Origin of the sequence: Paraliomyxa miuraensis (genome assembly GCF_026337845.1) — a bacterium.
In the GTDB taxonomy this organism is placed as follows: Bacteria; Myxococcota_A; Polyangia; order Nannocystales; family Nannocystaceae; genus Paraliomyxa; species Paraliomyxa miuraensis.
On record NZ_JAOVZF010000130.1, the window covers coordinates 13,656 to 32,015 of the forward strand.

The following is an 18,360-nucleotide window of genomic DNA, read 5'->3' on the forward strand; positions in this document are numbered from 1 at the left end:
GCGTGCGCTACCGCGAAGGAGCTACCGCGGCCGTCCCGTCGAGCCCCACGCGCCATGTTGCGATCTCCTGGACCACTGGTGCATTGGGGTCCGCGGCCTTGGCTTCCGCTTCCGCCGCCGTGGCGAGCTCGAGCGCTCGCGCTCGATCATCGGGTCGATGCTCGGCCAGCGCCTTGGCCAGCGCGAAGCGCCGAGCCGCGCGCTCGAGCGCCGGACGCTCGAGCGCCTCGGCCATCGCGAGCGCGTCCTCGAGGTCGCGCACGCCGTCGTCGACTCGCCCGGCGGCCAGCTCGATTCCCGCACGCAGACCCAGCACGTCGAGCACGTCGGGGTGCTGCTCGCCCCGGGTCCGTCGTAGCTGCGCCAGCGCCTGGTCGGCATGCTCGGCGGCCATGCGCAGATCACCGCGCCCTTCGGCGATGCTGGCCAGCACCCGCAGCGCCGCTCCCACCCCGGGGTGGTCGTCACCCGACCGCGCGCGCCGTAGCTCGAGCGAGCGCTTGGCGTGTGCCTCGGCTTGGTCGAGCCGCCCCTGGTCCATCAGCACCACCGCGAGGTTGTTGGTGAGGTCGGCCACGGCCGGGTGATCGGGACCGTGCGCGCGGATCGAGGCCTGCAGCGCCTCTTCGAATTTGGCCACGCACGGCTCGCCCCGACCCTGCGAGTAGCACACGGCCGCGAGCGCATTGAGGAGGTTGGGGTACTCGGGATGATCGAGGCCATGCGAGGCGAGGAACAGCTCGGTCGCGCGCTGATAGTCGTGCTCGGCTGCTTCGAGCTGTCCCGCCGCGTAGTGGGCGTTGCCAAGGGCGCGGTGAGCCACCCCCGTGCTCGCGTGCTCGGGCCCATGGCGCACGATCGACAGCTCCAGGGCCTCCTGGCACAGGGGCATGGCCCCCGTTGGATCGCCCTTGTCGGAGCGCATGAAGCACAGCGACTGGTCGAGGTCGATCGTGTCGTTCATGTCGCGCCCGCGGCGACGCACGGCAGCGCCGGCCAGTCGACCCCAGCGCTCGGCTTCGTCGTAGCGCGACAGGTTCACCCCGACGAACGAGATCAGGTCGGTCGTCGCGCGCACCAGCACCTCGTCGTGCCCGGCGGCCACCGCCTCGTCCACCGCGGTGTAGAGCTGCTCGAGCGCTTCCTCCTCGTGCCCCACGTTGGCGGCCACCTGTCCCATGGTCAGGGCCGCCTCGGCCCGCAGCGGCGCGTAGTCGAGCTCGGCGGCCCGGGCCACCACCGCGCGGGCCTCCGCCAGCCCGACCTCGGCTCGGCCGGTCAGCCCCAGCGCGTTGGCCCGCGCCAGGCGACCGCGCAGCGTCTCGACCTCGGCCTCCATCGACGGCTCGGGAGGACTGTAGGCGGCCATCAATGCCTCGGGACGGGCACACTCGTCGAGCGAGGGCAGGGCCATCACCGCCCCCACCGAGCGTGCGATCACGTCGCGGTCGCCGGCTGCCAGCAGCTCGGTGGTGGCGTCGAGTGCCAGGCGTCGGCGGTCGAGACAGGCCATGCGGCGATCGAGCAGCTCGCTCGATTGCTCGTGTCGAACGTGGGTGGCCTCGCAAGCATCGCGATGGCCCTCGATCCAGCGCGTGGTGTAGGCGTCGAGCTCGTGCTCCACCGTTTGCTGGCTGGTGGCGGCGAACTCGGCCTCCACGGCGCCGAACGCCGCGGCCACCGCCTCGCGACGTGCATCGCCCCAGGCGGTGGCCAGCCGCTGCCGTCCCCCGCCGCAGGGATCCTCGCTCCCACCTCCCGACCACCACGCCGTCGCGCCCGACAGCGTGGCGATCGCGAGCGTGCCCAGGCCCGCCGCGAGCATGCGGCGACGGGTTCGGCCCGGATCACGATCGATCGCGGCCAGCAGGGCCTCCATCGACTCGAAGCGCTCGTCGGGCCGCAGCGACAGCCCTCGTCGAAGCGCACGCCGCAAGAACGCCGGCACGTCGCGGGGCGGCGGCTCTCGCAGCTCCCCCTTGCACACCGCCATGGCCAGCTGGGCTCGGTTGTCCCCGCGGAACGGTCGCTCGTCGTAGAGCGCCTCCCACAGGGTCACGCAGAACGCGAACTGATCGGTGCGGGCGTCGGTGGCCTGCCCGCGGTACTGCTCGGGCGCCATGTAGGCGGGCGTGCCCGTCAGCGCTCCGGTCGCGGTCAAGCGGATCGACGTGCTGTCCCGTGGCAGCCACTCGGGCTCGAGCGGCAGCTGTAGCCGCTCGCTGCCCTCGCTCATCGAGCGAGCCAGGCCAAAGTCGAGCACGCGCACCCGACCATCCCGACCCAGCAGCATGTTCTCGGGCTTGAAGTCGCGGTGCACCAGCCCCTGCTCGTGCGCGGCCGCCAGGCCCTTGCCGGCCTGCACCAGCACCTCCACCACCTCTCGCCACGAGCGCCGGGCTTGCTTGCGCCACTGCTTGAAGGTCGGCCCGTCGACGAACTCCATGGCCACGAACGTGCGGTGCTGGAACGTGCCGACCTCGTGCACGGCGACCACGTTGGGGTGCGCGAGCTTGGCCATCGCTTGCGCCTCGCGCAGCAGCCGGGCCTGGCCCTTGCTCTCCTTGGTCTCGGGATCGGGTCCGTGGTGGGCGTGCAGGAGCTTGATGGCCACGCGTCGATCGAGATCGCGATCGTAGGCGGCGTACACCACCCCCATGCCGCCCGAGCCCACGCGCTCGAGGATCACGTAGCGACCGACCGACTCGCCGCGCGGCAGCACCTGCTCCGATCGGCGCGCGCTCGGCAGCTCGTCGTCGACCCACGTGGCGGCGCTGCCCAGGAGCTCGGCCAGCGGCTCCGGCGACTGCGAGGTGGGGCTGGTGATGGCGCTCGAGGACACCGGCGCGGATGATAACGCCCTCGCGATGGGGCGGCGCGCGCCCGGTGGTTCGCGGACGGGCCGCTGGGCAGGTCGCTTCCGCTCGCTGGTCTCGGCCGGTGTCGGCTTGACGGTGCAGGGCTCGAGCGGCACGCTCGTTGCCCGATGGGGGTGGTGAGCAAGAGGCGGCGGGTGACCTCGAGCGGAGCGCTCGTGGTCCTCGGCGTGGCCCAGGCCTCGTGCATGGGATCCTCGGGTCGGGTCGGACGCGTCGAACGAGCGCTCCAGGAGCGCATCGAGGCCGCTCCGCTCCCGCGTGCTCCCCGGTCGGCGCTCGAGCCGGTGCCGGAGGGCGTGCGGGTGCTGTTGCAGGACGGCACGGTGCAGCTCGACGACGTGTCCGCCTGGCTGGCGCTCGGCGAGGACGCGCTCGGGAAGCAGATGACCGAGCGGGGCGGACCGCCATGGACTCACATGCCCGCCATCGCGCTGCCACCCCTGCCCGGCGATGGGGCCGAGGCGCTCGCCAACCCCACGCTGGTCGAGGCCATGGAGCGAGTGCATGCCGGGGCCGGCCTGGCGCTCGAGCTGCGCGGCGTGGGAGAGCCCGACCGCTACACCATGTTCGCCGACCGCGACGCTCCGTTCATCGAGGTCGTTCGCGTGCTCTACAACGCCGGACGGGCCGGGCTCACGCCTCCGCGCTTCGGCGTGCGGGGGGCCGACGGCAAGCTCGGCACCCTGCCCGTCCACGTGCAGCGCTACTGCGTCGAGGGCGAGGAGCCTCCGCATCCGCACTTCGGTCGGGATTGCTGGCGGCCCGATGTGATCGTGCTGGGCAGCACGATCGCCGTGCGCGGGCGCGAGACCTGGGAGCCGGCTTCCGGGTGTCTCTACGTCCAGCGCTACGAGCCGCCCGATCCCCGCGTGCTCGAGGCGATCGAGGCGATGAGCAAGTCCCTCGATGACACCGAGGGCGCCGACGACGTGTGGGCCGGGCTCATGGGGGTCGATCTCGGCTCGGGCACGCTCGGGCTGGGCTCGCGCGGGTTGATTGGGGCCGAGCACACCGGGCCTCGCAAGCCACCACCGCCTCCGCCGCCTCCGCCTTGCCGCACCGTCGCCCGCAATCGTGTCGAGCAGGATCCCACGCTCCTGCGCCGAGCGATCGAGGAGCTCGCGACCAGGGAGCCGTGCTCACGGGCCGATGTGCAGAGCGCCAACGACGTGCCCTGGCAGGACGTGATCACCGCCTTCGACGTGGTTCACTCGCTCGGGTACGAGGACGTCTCGATCTCGGCGCCGGCCGACCTCGATACGGCGGCATGCGAGCCGGCCAGCCTCTGAGCGCCCGATCGTCGTACGGCGACCGGGCGGGCGATCGGGTCGATCCTCGGGGCTCACGCGGCCCGGCGACGACGGCGAACGACGACGCCGAATGCGGCCATCAGCAGCCACCACGCCCCGCGCTGGCGCGAGGGCTCGGTGGTGCAGGCACAGCCGCTCGGCTCGGGCACCTCGCCAGCGGTGAGCGCCCCCGAGCTGGTGCCGTCGCCCCCCATCGTGTCGCCGTTGCCGGTGTCGTCGTTGTTGGTGTCGGAGACCACGGTGCCGCCGACCCCCGACTCGCCGCCTCCGGTGCCGTCGGCCCCCGTCTCGCCCCCGGTGGTGTCGTCACCTCCGGTGCCCTCCGCGCCGCCGGTGCTCTCGTCTCCGCCCGAGCTGCCGGCGGGCAAGGGGACGCAGGAGTTGGTGCCCGGATCGCAGAGCTCGTCGGCCGCACAGTCCCCGTCGCCGAGGCAGCAGCCCATGATCGGCTCGTTGATGCAGCCCATCACGGCGTCGCACGACTCGGCCGTGCACACGTTGCCGTCGTCGCAGTCGAGCGCGCTGCCCGAGCACATGCCCATGCCACACACGTCGTTCTCGGTGCAGGGGTCCCCATCGTCGCAGGGGTTGGTGTTGAGCGCCAGCGCACAGCCGCTGCCGAGCTGACAGAAGTTGTCGGTGCACACGTTGCCGTCGTCGCAGTCGACGGTGGTGCCTCCGCACACGCCCATGCTGCACACGTCGTTCTCGGTGCAGATCTCACCATCGTCGCACGGGGCGGTGTTGGGCGCGAACCCACACATGCCCATGATGCAGACCGGATCGGTGCATGGGTCACCATTGTCGACGCAGTCGCCGTCGGCCATGCACACGCCGATGTTGCCGTCGCCCACGATCAGGTTGTCGATTCCGAAGCTCCCGTTTTGCGTGGTGCCACCCATGGTGAGGCCGAAGTGGATGCTCACGATCCGCTCGGGCGCCGCGACTCCCCAGAACTGGCCCGCGGCCGGCAGCGCGATGTTGGCGGTGGTGCCGTCGCCGAACGTGATGAAGGCGAAGTAGGGCACCGCCATGCTGTGGGTCTGGATGTCCACGCCCACGCCGTTGACGCCCACGGCATTGCCCACGCTGGTGGTCTGGAACGAGAGCTGGAACGAGCCGTTGCAGCCGGCGCAGTAGTAGGGATCGGCACCTCCGGCGCCGGAGATGATGTTGAGGTTGTTGAACCCCGTGCTCATGTAGTCGGTCTCGCCGAGCACGCCGCTCATCACCGCGTTGTTCTGGATGAAGACGTAGCCAGGGTTGCTGTAGTCGTCGGTGACGGAGCTGACGATGTCGGCCTGGAACGCCGGGAGACTGTTGTAGTAGGTGGGGGCGGCCGCTTCGGCCGTGTCGGCCGCGAGCAGTACGAGAGCCCCGATGGGGACGATGAGCAGGAAAGAAGGACGAATGGTGAGCGTTCCGCGTGCCATGGGTAACCCGAGGTCGATCCTATCACCAGGGCTCGGAGCGCTCGGGGGAGAATGCGTCGCGACCGGATCCGTGCGGGCGAGCGCTCGACGCTTCGCGCATGGGATCCTTCGCATGGCGGCAGCTCGTCTCGCGAGATGCGCGCGGGGTTGGAAATCGCTCTCGTTCACGACGAAGGGTCGTCGCGAGAACGAAGGAGCGTCAGCCTCCCAGCGGTCCTCGCCACAGCGACAGGACCGCGCGAGCCAGATCCTCGGCCGCGTCTTCGTCGGTGACCAGCCCCGCGGGAACGCGGCCGTCGAGGATCAACATCGAGAGTCCATGCGGGATCGACCAGGCGGCCACCGCTGCATGCCGCGGGTCGACCTCCGGTCCGGTCACGGCCACCGCCGCTGCTTGCAGCAGCTCGAAGGCTTCGCGGCCGAGCCCGGCGGTGAGCGAGTCGTCGTCGGGCTGGAGCGTGAACATCACCCGGTGGTGCACCGGGTGCTCGAGGGCGAAGCGAACGTAGGCGACGCCGTAGGCATCGAGTCGCTTGCGCGGATCGGTCAGGCCGTCCATCGCGGCTCGCCCCGCTTCGTGCAGCCAGGCAAAACCTTCCTCGGCGATGGCCACCAGCAGCGCGTCCTTGCTCTCGAAGTGGCGATAGGGCGCGGCATGGGAGACACCAGCGTGTCGCGCGCACTCGCGCAAGCTCAGCTTGGCCACCCCGTGCTCGGCGATGAGCTCCACCGCCGCGCGCAGCAGCGCCGCCCGTAGATCGCCGTGGTGATAGCCGTCGCTGGCCTTCTTGGGGGGTGCCATGGGGTCGAGGGAAATCGTATCCCAGGATGTTGACGATGCCAACATCCGTGTCATGTTGGCATCGTCAACATGGAGGACCCCATGCAGATCCACGACCAACGACTCACCGTGCAGCGCGACGAGGGCTTCGTCGTGTTCCTCATTGGCGCCCGCATCAACAAGTGGTGGCTGCTGCCCGTGGCGTGGGCGGTGGGCCGCGCCTTTGGTCGCATGCTGGCCGAGCTGCAGGCCGATCCCGACTCGGGCCTGCTCTCGTTCGAGTCCTACGTCGGTCGCACCACGCTGACGCTCCAGTACTGGCGCTCGCTCGAGGACCTGCAGCGCTACGCCCACGCCCGCGAGCGTGCCCACGTGCCCGCGTGGCGGCGGTGGATCAAGGAGTGGGGTCTGCGAGCGGCGGTCGGCATCTGGCACGAGACCTACGTGGTCGAGCCAGGGACGTACGAGTGCTTCTACCAGCACATGCCGGCGTTCGGCCTCGGTCGCGTGGGGCCGCTGGTGCCGGCGAAGGGAGAGCTGAGCAGCGCCAGGGGTAGGATCGCGGCGGGTCGACGCAGCGCGGTGGTCGACGCCGCATGACGCCCGCGCTCGAGCGCCCGCGCTCAGCGGCTGCCCACGAGCGCGGGTGCGTGCGGTTCACCCCACCGGCGGCGGGGGCTCGTAGGGCGTCTGGCACACCCCGATCTCCATCACCAGGTACATCAGCACCAGCTCCTGCGGGGTGAGCCCCACGTAGCTGCGGCCCTCCACGGTGTGGTAGGCGGTGAAGAGGATCCTGCCGCACCCGTACTCGGCCGAGATCGTCAGCGGGTGCTGCTGCCCGGGCGGGGGCACGCCCCAGGTCGCGCTGCCCTCGCCCTCGATCCACACCTTGTGCCCCACGTCGACCGTGCCGCCCATGCCGTCGTCGACCATCACGGAGGCGAGCTCGCGGATGCCCGAGTATGCGTACACCGTCTGCAGCTGCGGCAGCATGCCGAGGGTGGGCAGCGGGTCGAGGGTGGGATCGTTTTGCGGGTTGATGTCGGCGAGCGCGGGCGGCAGGGCCTGCAGCCACGCGAGCAATTCGGGGTCGAGCACCGTGCCCAGCGGATCGTAGTGCCCGAGATCGAGCCAGTCTTGATCCTGCCACTGGGCCACGGTGGGGCTGTCCTGGCGCTTCCAGAACGTCTGGTACTGACCAAAGGGCTTGTCGATCGCCTCGCCGGACCAGTCGGCCACGTACCACTTGCCGCCTGCGGCCACCCAGCTGCGGATGTTGTCGAGCACGATGGGGTCGTCGAGCACGGCCGGATACTCCCCGGCCTGGAGCGAGCAGGGCACGAAGACGATGTGGTACTGCTCGAGCAGCACGGGGCTGCTCACGAGCTGGGCGAAGTCGCCGAGGCTGCCGGGGAGATCCTGCTGCGGCGAGTTGTCCCAGACGTCGAAGGGCTCGGTGCCGGCGATCAGCTCCTCTTCGTAGCCGTCGATCGACGTGTCGCCGAGCCCGAGCTTGGCCAGCGAGTGTTCGAGTCGGTCGTGGTCGCCGAGCGCCACGGCAATCCGCGGGATCGACAGGCCGGACGCGGGATCGTTGTGGTCGGGCAGGGTGGTGAGCGCCGCGTCGAGGGCGGTGGAGCCCTCGGAGAGCTCGAGCGGGGTGACCCGCCGAAACTGGCCCTTCTGGACCACCAGGTAGCCGCTGCCCGCGTGGGTGTCGAACGAGAACGAGCCGTCGGGCTCGGTCAGGGCGTAGGGGTCGTCGCAGGTCAGCTCGATGCAGTCGAGGCAGTAGACCAGCTGGGGTACGGGATCGGGTGGATCGGGCGTGAAGTAGACCACGGCCCCGGCGATCGGGATCTGGCCGTTGGGGGCGTAGACGGTGCCGGAGAGGATTGCGTCGCCGTTCACGCCCGGGCATGCACCACCGCCGTCGTCGCCGGCCGTGTTGCCTCCATCCATCACGTCGAGCTTGGGTGAGCCCGTGGTGCCGTCCGCCGAGGTGGTGGCGGTGGGGGTCGAGGTCGCGGTGGTCGGCATCGAGTCGGTGCCGTCGTCGAATGGCGACGAGGGATCGCGGCCGCCGCAGCCGAGCAGCACGAGCACGGGGAACAGCACGGGACGACGCATGAGGGGGATCATCCCGCGCAGGGCGGCGGCGGACAACTGCTGCAAGGGTGCAGGAGAACGAGCGTTCCGCCGGTCACCTCGGACTCCGTCGCTTCGAAGGACGACGCGACCTCGTGCACGCGAGCACGAACAGCACCAGCGCCACGAGGCTCGGCCCCTGCGGGGCGACCACGCAGCTTCCCTCGCAATCACCGAAGCACGGGCCATCGTGGCGGATCTCCACGCCGGCCTCGAACGCCGAGCACGGATGATCGTAGGTCTCACCATCCTTGCCGCACACCGGATCGTACTCGGCGGTGCAGATGAGGCCGTCGTCGGTCGCTCCCTGGCCGGTCGGGTCGAACGTGGTGCTGCCCGAGCCACTCGATGCGTTGGTGCTCGAACCGTCGGTGCTCGCACCACCACTGGTCGAGGCCGAGCTCGAGTCTCCGGTGCTCGTGGCGGACGAGGTGCCCCCCGAGTCATCCAGGGTTCCGGTACTGTCGCTCTCGGTGGTGTCCATGGCCGCTCGCGTCCAGGATAGCGCGGGTATTCACCGCCGTGCTCGCGTTGCTTCGCGCTACCATGGCGCCGTGATACCGATCCTGCTGCTCACCTCCCTCCTCGCCGTGACCCCGCGGTGGTCGTTCGAGGACGCCTACGACAACGTTGCCGATGGCGACTGGTACATGGGGCAGGACAACACCTCGGCGAACCTGGCGTGGGGCGAGTCGTACGTGATGAGCGCCCTGGCGGCGATGTTCCGGGCCACGCGGCACCCGATGTACCTCGAGCGTCTGGCCGCGCACGCGGATGCGGTGCTGCAGCAGCGCGACGATGCCCTGGGAGCGACCGACTACCGCGGGGTCTCGGGCGCGTGCTGGCGCAACACCAGCTACCAGGCGGGCGGCGAGCCCTACTGCTACGCGGTGCACACGGGGATGATCGTCCAACCCATGCTGGAATTCGTGGCCGCGCTGCGGACCGAGCCGCGCTTCGAGTCGCGGGTGGCGCCCGACGGCGAGACCCTCGGCGAGAAGGCCGAGCGCTACCTCGTGGCCGCGCAGGAGTCGGTGGCGTTCCACGAGTTCGAGTGGAACCCCGCCGGCTACTACGTGTTCGCGCCCGATGCGACGTTCCTGGCCTACGCGGGGCAGGATCAGCCGCTGAACCAGAGCAATGCCCTGGGGCGGGTGCACGTGCTGCTCGCCGAGCTCGCGCCCGGCGGCGACGACGAGGCCAAGGCGATCGCGCTGGCCTCGCGCATGCAGTCGATGATCACGGTGGGCGGCGACGGGGCCTACCTGTGGAACTACTGGGGCGGGCCGTATGCCGGCAACGGCGAGGACGTCTCGCACGCGGCGATCAACGCCGACTTCATGGCCCTGTGTGCGGCCCATGGCCTGGTGTTCGACGAGGCCGACGTTCGTGGGCTGGCCACCACGTTCATGGAGCGGGTGTACGTGAACGACGGCACGTTCTCCGACTGGGTGGGCGGTGGCTCCACCAACGACCCGGGCTATCGCCCGCAAGTCGGACGCTGGCTGGCGCTGTCGCGGGCGCGGACCGGGGTCTACACGGCGGTGCGCGACCTCTACGATGCCGACTATCCATCCGGTGGGATCGGCTCGGGCTCGTTGCTGCTCGGCTGGGCCCTGCTGGCCGAGCACGAGCCGCGCCTGTGTGCACCCTACTTCTACGTGGTGGACTGGGACGATCTCGGCGATGCGCGCCAGGCCACGGCCTACGGAGCCAACCTGCTCACGGTGCCGCCCGAGCTCTCGCAGCCGTGTGCGGTGGAGGTGACCTTCGATGCCGCTCGCGTCACCGACGTGGAGCAGTGGGACGGCGACGCCTATCACCGCGGAGCCACGTGGAGGGCGACCGCCGGGTTCGTCACGCGTCACATCCCCTACGATCCGAGCTGGCCGTTCGTCTACGACGGCACCGGGGTGCTGTTCCAATTCGCCGACGCGTTCGTGCCGGGTGAGGGCATCGTGGTGTCGGAGCCGAGGCAGCTGGTGCTGCCCGCGATCACCACCGAGCCCGCGCTCGCGGCCGAGGTGGGCGTGCCGTGGGCCTACGCGCCGCAGGGTACCGGCGACCCGCCGTACTGGTGGTCGCTGACGGACTCGCCCGGCGACGCCGACATCGATCCGGCCACCGGCGCCATGAGCTGGACGCCGCCCGCCATCGGGAGCTACGCGTTCACCGTGCGGCTGGCCAACGACGTGGGCTTCGTGGAGCAGTCGTTCGTGATCGATCTGGTCGACGGTGGCCTCGACGAGTCGGGCGACGGTGGCACGGATGCCGCGAGCACCGGGGGCGAGGCCACGGGCGCGGCCACGGACGACGGTGCGAGCACCACGGGGATGGGCGACGCGACCGGCCTGCCAGGAGGCACGGAAGACGACGCAACGGACGGCTGCAGCTGTCGGACGCGAGGCGAGGGCACGGGATCCGCATGGTGGGGCTTGCTGTGGATCGCGCCGTCGCTTTGGTGGGCGAGGAGATCGAAGTCGAGGTAGCGGCCCTCGGGACCCTGCGTGCGTCCCTCGGTGCTCGACCCCGGGCGTCGGATCCCGCATCATGCACACCATCATGCGACGTTCGAATTTCCCCGGAGCGTACGGTACAGCTGCCGTCTTGGCCCTGGTCCTGGCCGGCTGCGGCGGGGGCAAGGGAGCGGAAACCGAAATGGGCTCGAGCGACTCCTCGGGGATGGGCACCACTTCGCCCCCGATGACCACGAGCGTCGACACCACCGTGGGACCGCCGCAGACCACCAGCAGCTCGAGCACGAGCGTGGGTCTCGATGACACGGGCACCAGCAGCTCGGGCGCTCCATCGACCGACTCGACCGGCTCGAGCAGCTCCAGCAGCTCGTCGGACTCGGGAAGCACCACCGATTCGGGAGGCACCACGGACTCGGGCAGCGAGTCGTCGGGCAGCGAGTCGACCGGTGGTGGCGGCTTCGTGTGCCCACCCGGTGGCGGTGGTGCGTGCATCGCTCCGGGCGAGTGCGCCAGCAATGCGTGCTATTTGGTCGGCCCGCTCGGTGGGGTGTGCTCGGAGTGCGACGAGGATGCCGACTGCGCCATGGGCTGCAGCCCCGGCAACCCGGTCACGGGTGCATGCGCGCTGTGCTGTGACGGCAGCCTGGGCTGCGGCTGCGAGACCGGGCTGGCCTGTCAGGCGGGTCTGTCCTGCGCGCCGATCCTCCAGATCCCCGGCATCCTCTCCACCTCGGCGTGCAGCGAGTGCGTGGATGATGCTGGCTGCCCGGCCGGGCTGCTGTGCTCGCCCACGTACGATCTCGACGGGCTCTCCGGCCACTTCGCCTGCGTGCTGCCGGGCTCCAAGGCCATCGACGAGGGCTGTGACTTGACGGGCTCCGGCGATGCTCAGTGCGCAACGGGCCAGTGTGCCCCGGCCGCGATCATGGGCATCCCGGTCATCGGCGTGTGCTCGGAGTGCAACGAGGGGACCGATTGCGCCTCTGGCAGCTGCATGCTGCCCGAGGTCGTGATCAACGGCACCATGCTCGAGGTGGCCACGGGCATGTGCGTGTGAGGCCGCGGACTCGTCACCACGGGGCGCAGTCGTGCTCGATCCGCATGGGATCCTCGGGCTCGCATGCGAAGGCGTCGGCGAACTCCGGCATCGTGGCCAGCGCGGCATCGATCCGATGGTGGGCCACGGAGGTGCGCGGATCGTCGGGATTGGGCACCATGCAGAACAGGCGCGCGGAGCCGATGAAGAACAGGGCATCGGCCGACAGCCCCGCCGCGCTCGGAGGCGGGCTGGGCAACGACTCGCGGTAGAGCCCGAGGGCGAGGCGTCGGCCTGCGAGGTCGGAGATGGTCTCCTCGAGGTGTAGGCCGTCGTCGTCGAGCGGGTAGGGCAGCGCGACGCCATGGGCGGCGTACGTGCGGTCGAGGCACTGCGTGAGCTCGACCAGGGGAGCGGCCGCCGCGGCGTTCAGGCCCTGGTGCTCGAGGTTGGCCCCCAGGTGCGAGGGACCGAGCGAGTGGTACATCTCGTGCCCCATGACCCAGCCGATCGTCGCCATGTCGATCCACGCGGGACGGCTGCCGTCGAACAGCGGGGGCTGCAAGATCCCGAGCCCGAAGTTCAGGGTGTGATCGAAGGGGTCGTTCCACGCCGCGGCCGTGAGCTGATCCTCGTCCCAGCCGTGTCCGTTGCCGGCGTGGTAGTCGGGGGCGAGACTTCTTCGCACCTCGAACGCTCGCATCGACAACACGTTGGCCAGGTGGTCGGAGGGCGAAGGCGTGGGTAGCTCGCCCCATGGATGGTCGATCCATCCGAATCGAGGCTGTAGCCCACCAAGGATCGAGCGCATGGCCACGGCGAGCTCGGGGTCGAGCCCCGTGCCATCGAGCTCGGCGAAGCGGGCGTCGCGGATGCGCTCGAACATCGCGTGCGCCCGCTGGCGCTCTTGCTCACCGAGCCCGAGCGGGCCTTGGGCCGCCGAGAGCTGCGGGGCGAACCAGCGCCCGACCTCGCTCGCACAGCGGGTCGCCGTGCCGGCCTCGAACGGACCATCGAATTGCATGGCGAGCGGCAGGTCGAGGCCGAGCCCGACCAGCAGTCGCCAGCGCAAGTAGTCGCGCAGGACCTCGGGCGAGGCAGCGGCGGCGATGCGCGGCACGGCGTCGAGGTAGCCACCATCGTGGACCCGGGTGCGCTGGGGAAGCGCATGACCCAGGCCTGCCGCGTAGGGAGCCCACGCAGGGTGCTCGGCCCGCTCGCGTACCTCCACTCCAACGTCGCCCTCGTGGGCGGCTGCGACCAGCTGTGCCTCGAAGCGCAGCACCGCGCGAGCACGGTCGGCGGTGTCCTCGGTGGGATCGAGGACCCGCAAGGCGGAGCCGATGCGGTCGACGGCGGCTGCAAACGCGGGATCGGCCTCGTTCACCTCGCTCGACGCGACTGGCTCGAACGGCCCATAGACGTAGGGCGCCCATGCTCCGTCGGGGTGTGGATAGTCGGTGAGCCCCAGCACCGACCCGACGCCGTGGGCCCCGAGCGTGCCCACGGCGGCCATGAAGCTGGGAGGGTCGACCACCGCGTCGATCGAGGCCCGCAGCGGCTCGAGTGCGGCCACGCCCGCCGCGGTGCGGGCATCGTCGTCACGGCAGGCCTCGAGCCAGGTGCGGAGCGCGGTCGTTGCAGGGTCGTGGGGCGGATCGGATGCGGGAGCCTTGATGAAGTCCCACAGCGCGTCGTCGAGCCGCGCGTACATCACGTCCTCGGTGCTGTTGCCTCGGTCGCTCGGCTGCAGGCCTCCGCAGGCGAACGCGTAGAAGCTCTGGCAGGGGTCGGCGTTCCAGTCGACCGTGGACAGCAGATCTCGCATCGCGGGATCCTCGAGCGCGTGGGGCTGCGCTTCGCCAAAGACGGCCTCGGGACCAGGAGGCCGCGCGCATCCAAGTCCCAGGGCGGCACACGCCAGCCACGAGACCCGCAGGACGTCGCGGCATCGATTCGCGATCGGCTTCATGGGCGCGTCGACCATACCACTGCCGACGGCTCGGTCGGCTCACGCGATGCGCTCGGCCATGAGCGAGGGAGGTAGAAAGGACGATGCCCGTGCTCACCCGGGCATCGGACACTCCGCCGACACCGTGCTGGCCCCATTGTTGCTCTCGTCGCACTCGAGCACCGCACCGTCGCCTCCGCTGCCGTCGACCTCCACGTAGTACGACAGTGCCTCGGTCCCGGGGGGGAACGGCACCGTCCACTGCATCACCACCTGCGCTCCGGGCAGCAGCGGGGCCGGTGTGGCCTGGGTGCCCACCACGCTGCCCGTGGCGTCGGTGCCCTCGTAGAGCGTGACCTCGACGCCGGCCGGCACGCCCAGCGAGCCCACGTTGCGCACGGTCGCCAAGAGCACCAGCTCTTGATCGAGACAATTGGCCAGCCCCACTGCGAGCTCGGCCGTGAGATCGGGCGCGTTGAACACCCCCTCGCCCTGCACGTTCTGCCGGTAGTTGTTCAGGCCCGGCTGCAGCCAGTTGTTGGTCTCGACCGCCGGCACGATGCCCTGCGCGGTGGAGTTGGTCACGTGATAGGTGTGCTGGGTCCACACGCGGCGGGTCTGTACCCACTGGTCGAAGGTATCGCCGAACGAGCGCACGCCCCGGGTGTAGGTATAGCCAGGGATCCCGTTGCACGCGGAGTGCCCGTCGTTGGCGACCACCAGGATCTCCGAGTTGCCGTCGTCGTCCACGTCGACCACCAGCGGGTACTCGTGGATCGTGCCGGTGGAGTTGGGCAGCTCGAGCAGCACGGTGCCGTCGACCCCCGAGTAGACCCTCATGTAGCACTCGTCGGCGTAGACCACCTCGGCCACGCCGTCGCCCTGGAAGTCGAACACCGAGGAGCCGGTGGCGTTGGAGCTCTGGTCCTGGGTGGGCTGCGACCAGCGCACGTAGATCGAGCCCGAGGTGGGCATGGGGTTGCCGGCTGGCACCACGATGTCCTCGCCGGCGCGGGCCAGATCGTAGACCGAATAGGAGCTGCCTCCGGCCGCGGCGATCTCGGGGCGGCCGTCGCCATCGAAATCGGAGATCGTGGGCGGCCCACCCAGGCCCCCGCCGGGAATCGCCACGGAGGCGGTGCGCAGGGTGGGATCGGCCTGGCACATGGCATCGGTGGGATCGACTCCGCACCACCCCAGACCGGTCTCGCCGTCGAGCACGCGCACGTAGCCGCTGGCCACGACCACCACCTCGGGCGTGCCGTCCTGATCGAGATCGGCGATCGCCGGGTAGCCGTCGTTGCCCCCCGCGTCCCATAGCAGCGACACCGTCACGTTGGGCACGCCGCCCACGTCCTGCCAGTCCACCGACCATGCGTGCCGGCCCGAGACGATCTCGGGCGTGCCATCGCCGGTCAGGTCGACCAGGGCCGAGATCCCGCCACGATACGAGCCATTGGTGCCGTAGTTGGCCCCATCGCCGCCCTGGTTCCACACCACGGTCCCGTCATCGTCGATCACCGCGGCCCCGAACACGATCTCGGCCTCGGGATCGGCGTCGAGGTTGGCCAGCGAGGCCGCCCCGTTGACGATGTCGAGGCGGCGCGGGGTGCCGTCGGGATCGTGGGAGCTCCACAAGAGCGTCCCGTTGGTCCCGTCGACCGCGTGCACGATCGAGCCGCCGGCGGCCTGCCGCCCCGCGTACACGATGTCGGGGCGTCCGTCGCCCGAGACGTCACCCACCCCCAGGCTGTGGCGCCCGTGCGAGCCGTAGCTTCCCGCGCCCGGGTTGTGATCCACCCGCCACAGCTCGGCCCCGGTCACCCCGGAGAGCACGACCACCTCGCCCTCGGGCCAGCTGCCGCCGTCCATGTGGGTGGTGTTGACGATCACCTCGGGGCTGCCGTCGCCGTCGAGATCGGCCACCACGGGGCTCGACACCACCTGGTCGGCGGTGAAGGCCCACTCCTCGGTGGCGTCGATCTGCTCGAATTCGGGCTCGAGCTCGCAGACCACCGGCTCGCTCTGCGGCAGGCACTCGTTCAGGGTGGGCTCGCAGAACTCGCCGAAGTCGCAGTCGAACGAGTCCTGGCAGGGGCCGGTGGGCGTCACGCACGTCTCCGAGAGACACACCTGACCGGCTTCGCAGCACACGTCTTGCGCGGCTCCGCACCTCACTCCGCTGTCGCAGGCGGGCTGGCAGGTCCCCGCCGCGCACTCCTCGTCGGCGCCGCAGCACGCGGCCGCCTCTCCGCACAGCACGGTCTCGCACGGGAGCTCGGGGCCGCCACTGGTCCCGTCGGCGGTGCCCGCCTCGGTCGTCTCGCCGGTGTCACCCGTGGGCTCGCCGGTGGTGGGGGGCAGGGTGTCGATGCCCGTGGTGGAGGTACCGTCGCCCGCGGGGGGATCGTCGGGGCAGCCGGTGAGCGGGAGCGCGAGCGCGAGCGTCCACCCCCACGTTGGGCGTAGGCGGGGTTGCACGGGGCAGCGGAGGGAAGGAGCGGATCGAGGCACGCGGGTAAGACACCGACATCGCCTGGCTTTCCGGCCCATCAGGAGCGCTGCCGCCCTGCGACCGGGATCATCGGGAACCTCGGGGCCGGCTGCTACACTGTGGGCCGTGAGCCCGCCGGTCCTGCCGGAAACCCTCGTCCTTCGCTTTCGCGATCTGGCCACCGATCCGGGCGAGACGATCGAGCGGCACCACGACATCTGCGCCCGCGAGGGGCGCGTGTGGTGGGGGTGGTGGCACAAGGCGCGCGAGCACGTGCCCGTGGCCGCGTTCGCGCACATCAACGAGCGCGCCAAGGGGGACGGGCTCGAGGTCTACCTGCTCAACGCACACGAGCGCCGGGTCCATCGCGCGCGCCTCATCAAGATCCACTGGAAGGACGACCTCGAGCCGTTCACCTCGCCGTTCCCGTGGTTCACGCCGGGCTACTACCGGGGTCGTCGCTGCAAGGCATGGTTCGAACTCTCGAAGGTCGAGGCCGACGAGATGTCGTTCGACCCGCTCAACGAGCTGGTGCAGGTCTCGGTGCCCGCGTTCTTTCGCAGCGAGGAGCCGCCCGAGTTCGCCCGGCTCGACGGTGTGCGCCTGGGCAGCTCGGAGCTCCTCGACGAGCAAAACCGCACGATCTGGTTCGTGCGTCGCCCGCGGACGGGCGAGACCGTGCGCTCGATGGAGGAGTTCATCGGCACGGGCAACCGGCGCCGCACGAGCCCCGTGGGCGCGCACGAGGACGCAGGCTTCTCCCGCGACTACTTCCTCACCCGGGGTCGACGCCTGCTGTGGCTCTCGGACCTGCACTTCGCCAAGGGCGAGCACCGCCACGTGCACGGCTTTGCCTACCAGGGCGAGGACACGGCCTACCAGTTCAACCTTCACCAGGAGATCGAGCGCGTGCTCGAGGACCACAAGGTGCTGCTCGACGTGGAGGGCGTGCTGATCTCCGGTGACATCACCTGGAAGGGCGACCCCGAGGAGTATCGCGAGGCACGGACGTTCATCCGCGAGCTCATCGCCAAGACGGGCAAGACCGATCAAGCCGCGCGCGTGGCCTTGTGCCCCGGCAACCATGACATCCGCTTCTCCGCCGAGCCGTGGCGCAAGGGCCGGCCGATCGACGTGGCCACCGACACCGCGCGGGCGGCCTACTCGTCGTTCTACCAGACCTTGTTCGAGCTCGAGCCCAATCGCCACCTGAGCATGGGGCGTCGCTTCTTGCTCGGGGGAGCGGTCCCGGTGGAGATCGTGTGCCTCAACAGCAGCGTGCTCCAGCAGGAGCAGGGCGTGTTCCAGGGGCACGGCTTCATCGGCGAGGACCAGCTGCGCCACGCGGCTCGCGAGGCGGGCTGGGAGCAGGCCCGTGACACCGGCGACCCCGATCTGCCACGCGCCGTGCGGATCGTGGTGGTGCACCACCACCTGCTGCCGGTGATCCATCAGCTGCTGCCCGAGCGCGGCGGGGGGCACAGCTACAGCACGCCGCTGGATGCCGAGCGGCTCGCGAGCTGGATCGTGGAGCACCGCGTGGACCTGGTGCTCCACGGCCACATGCACGAGCCGTTCTGCGTGGAGATCAATCGCGGCACCACCATCGAGTCGCCTCGCGAGCACTGGCACACGTTCACCGTGTGCGGCCTGGGCAGCACGGGGGTGTCCCGCGAGTTTCGCCTCAGCGGCACCCCGAACCTGGCGGCGACGCTCGAGTTCAACAGCAAGTCGGTGCGGATCGAGATGTACGAGATCGTGGCCAGCGGACCCGTGCGCCGCAAGCATGCCGAGCTGGTGGTGCCGATCCGGCGGCGCGTCTGAGGCGGTCCGCGCCCATCGACGAGG

At 70.5% G+C, this 18,360-nt stretch carries 12 protein-coding genes; 5 read left to right on the forward strand and 7 right to left on the reverse strand.

Translation table 11 applies throughout. The annotated features are described in order from the left end of the window. Window positions 1-7 precede the first annotated feature (7 nt). Window positions 8-2,842, reverse strand: a complete 2,835-nt coding sequence (locus tag OEB96_RS03505; protein WP_266213991.1) for a serine/threonine-protein kinase — start codon at window positions 2,840-2,842, stop codon at window positions 8-10. 153 nt (window positions 2,843-2,995) lie between these two features. Between OEB96_RS03505 and OEB96_RS03510 the strand changes: the two genes are divergently transcribed. Next, complete coding sequence (locus OEB96_RS03510) at window positions 2,996-4,168, forward strand: hypothetical protein (RefSeq protein WP_266213992.1); 1,173 nt, start codon at window positions 2,996-2,998, stop codon at window positions 4,166-4,168. A 53-nt stretch (window positions 4,169-4,221) separates the two neighbouring features. Here the strand turns inward: OEB96_RS03510 and OEB96_RS03515 are convergent, their stop codons facing one another. Further along, window positions 4,222-5,622, reverse strand: a complete 1,401-nt coding sequence (locus OEB96_RS03515; protein ID WP_266213993.1) for an MYXO-CTERM sorting domain-containing protein — start codon at window positions 5,620-5,622, stop codon at window positions 4,222-4,224. A 199-nt stretch (window positions 5,623-5,821) separates the two neighbouring features. Further along, on the reverse strand, window positions 5,822-6,424 hold the full coding sequence (locus OEB96_RS03520; RefSeq protein ID WP_266213994.1) for a TetR/AcrR family transcriptional regulator: 603 nt from the start codon (window positions 6,422-6,424) through the stop codon (window positions 5,822-5,824). A gap of 81 nt (window positions 6,425-6,505) precedes the next feature. Between OEB96_RS03520 and OEB96_RS03525 the strand changes: the two genes are divergently transcribed. Continuing rightward, window positions 6,506-7,003, forward strand: coding sequence for a DUF4188 domain-containing protein (locus tag OEB96_RS03525; protein WP_266213995.1), 498 nt, complete (start codon window positions 6,506-6,508; stop codon window positions 7,001-7,003). A 57-nt stretch (window positions 7,004-7,060) separates the two neighbouring features. Here the strand turns inward: OEB96_RS03525 and OEB96_RS03530 are convergent, their stop codons facing one another. Beyond that, window positions 7,061-8,536, reverse strand: a complete 1,476-nt coding sequence (locus OEB96_RS03530) for a hypothetical protein (RefSeq protein ID WP_266213996.1) — start codon at window positions 8,534-8,536, stop codon at window positions 7,061-7,063. A gap of 73 nt (window positions 8,537-8,609) precedes the next feature. Beyond that, the gene (locus OEB96_RS03535) at window positions 8,610-9,038 is read right to left on the reverse strand and encodes a Kazal-type serine protease inhibitor domain-containing protein (RefSeq protein WP_266213997.1); all 429 of its coding nucleotides are present in this window, start codon (window positions 9,036-9,038) and stop codon (window positions 8,610-8,612) included. Window positions 9,039-9,108: 70 nt separating this feature from the next. On the opposite strand from OEB96_RS03535, the gene OEB96_RS03540 reads away from it, so the two are divergent. Together OEB96_RS03540 and OEB96_RS03545 are read left to right on the forward strand one after the other, a co-directional pair. After that, complete coding sequence (locus tag OEB96_RS03540) at window positions 9,109-11,043, forward strand: hypothetical protein (protein WP_266213998.1); 1,935 nt, start codon at window positions 9,109-9,111, stop codon at window positions 11,041-11,043. Window positions 11,044-11,257: 214 nt separating this feature from the next. Beyond that, on the forward strand, window positions 11,258-12,088 hold the full coding sequence (locus OEB96_RS03545; protein WP_266213999.1) for a hypothetical protein: 831 nt from the start codon (window positions 11,258-11,260) through the stop codon (window positions 12,086-12,088). A gap of 13 nt (window positions 12,089-12,101) precedes the next feature. On the opposite strand, the gene OEB96_RS03550 is transcribed toward OEB96_RS03545, so the two are convergent. After that, window positions 12,102-14,039, reverse strand: coding sequence for a M13-type metalloendopeptidase (locus OEB96_RS03550; protein ID WP_266214000.1), 1,938 nt, complete (start codon window positions 14,037-14,039; stop codon window positions 12,102-12,104). 93 nt (window positions 14,040-14,132) lie between these two features. Next, window positions 14,133-16,499: a hypothetical protein gene (locus OEB96_RS03555; RefSeq protein ID WP_266214001.1), complete on the reverse strand. Its 2,367-nt coding sequence runs from the start codon at window positions 16,497-16,499 to the stop codon at window positions 14,133-14,135. 139 nt (window positions 16,500-16,638) lie between these two features. Between OEB96_RS03555 and OEB96_RS03560 the strand changes: the two genes are divergently transcribed. Beyond that, a complete protein-coding gene (locus OEB96_RS03560; protein WP_266214002.1) occupies window positions 16,639-18,336 on the forward strand; it encodes a metallophosphoesterase family protein in 1,698 nt (565 codons plus the stop codon). The last annotated feature ends 24 nt before the right edge of the window (window positions 18,337-18,360 follow it).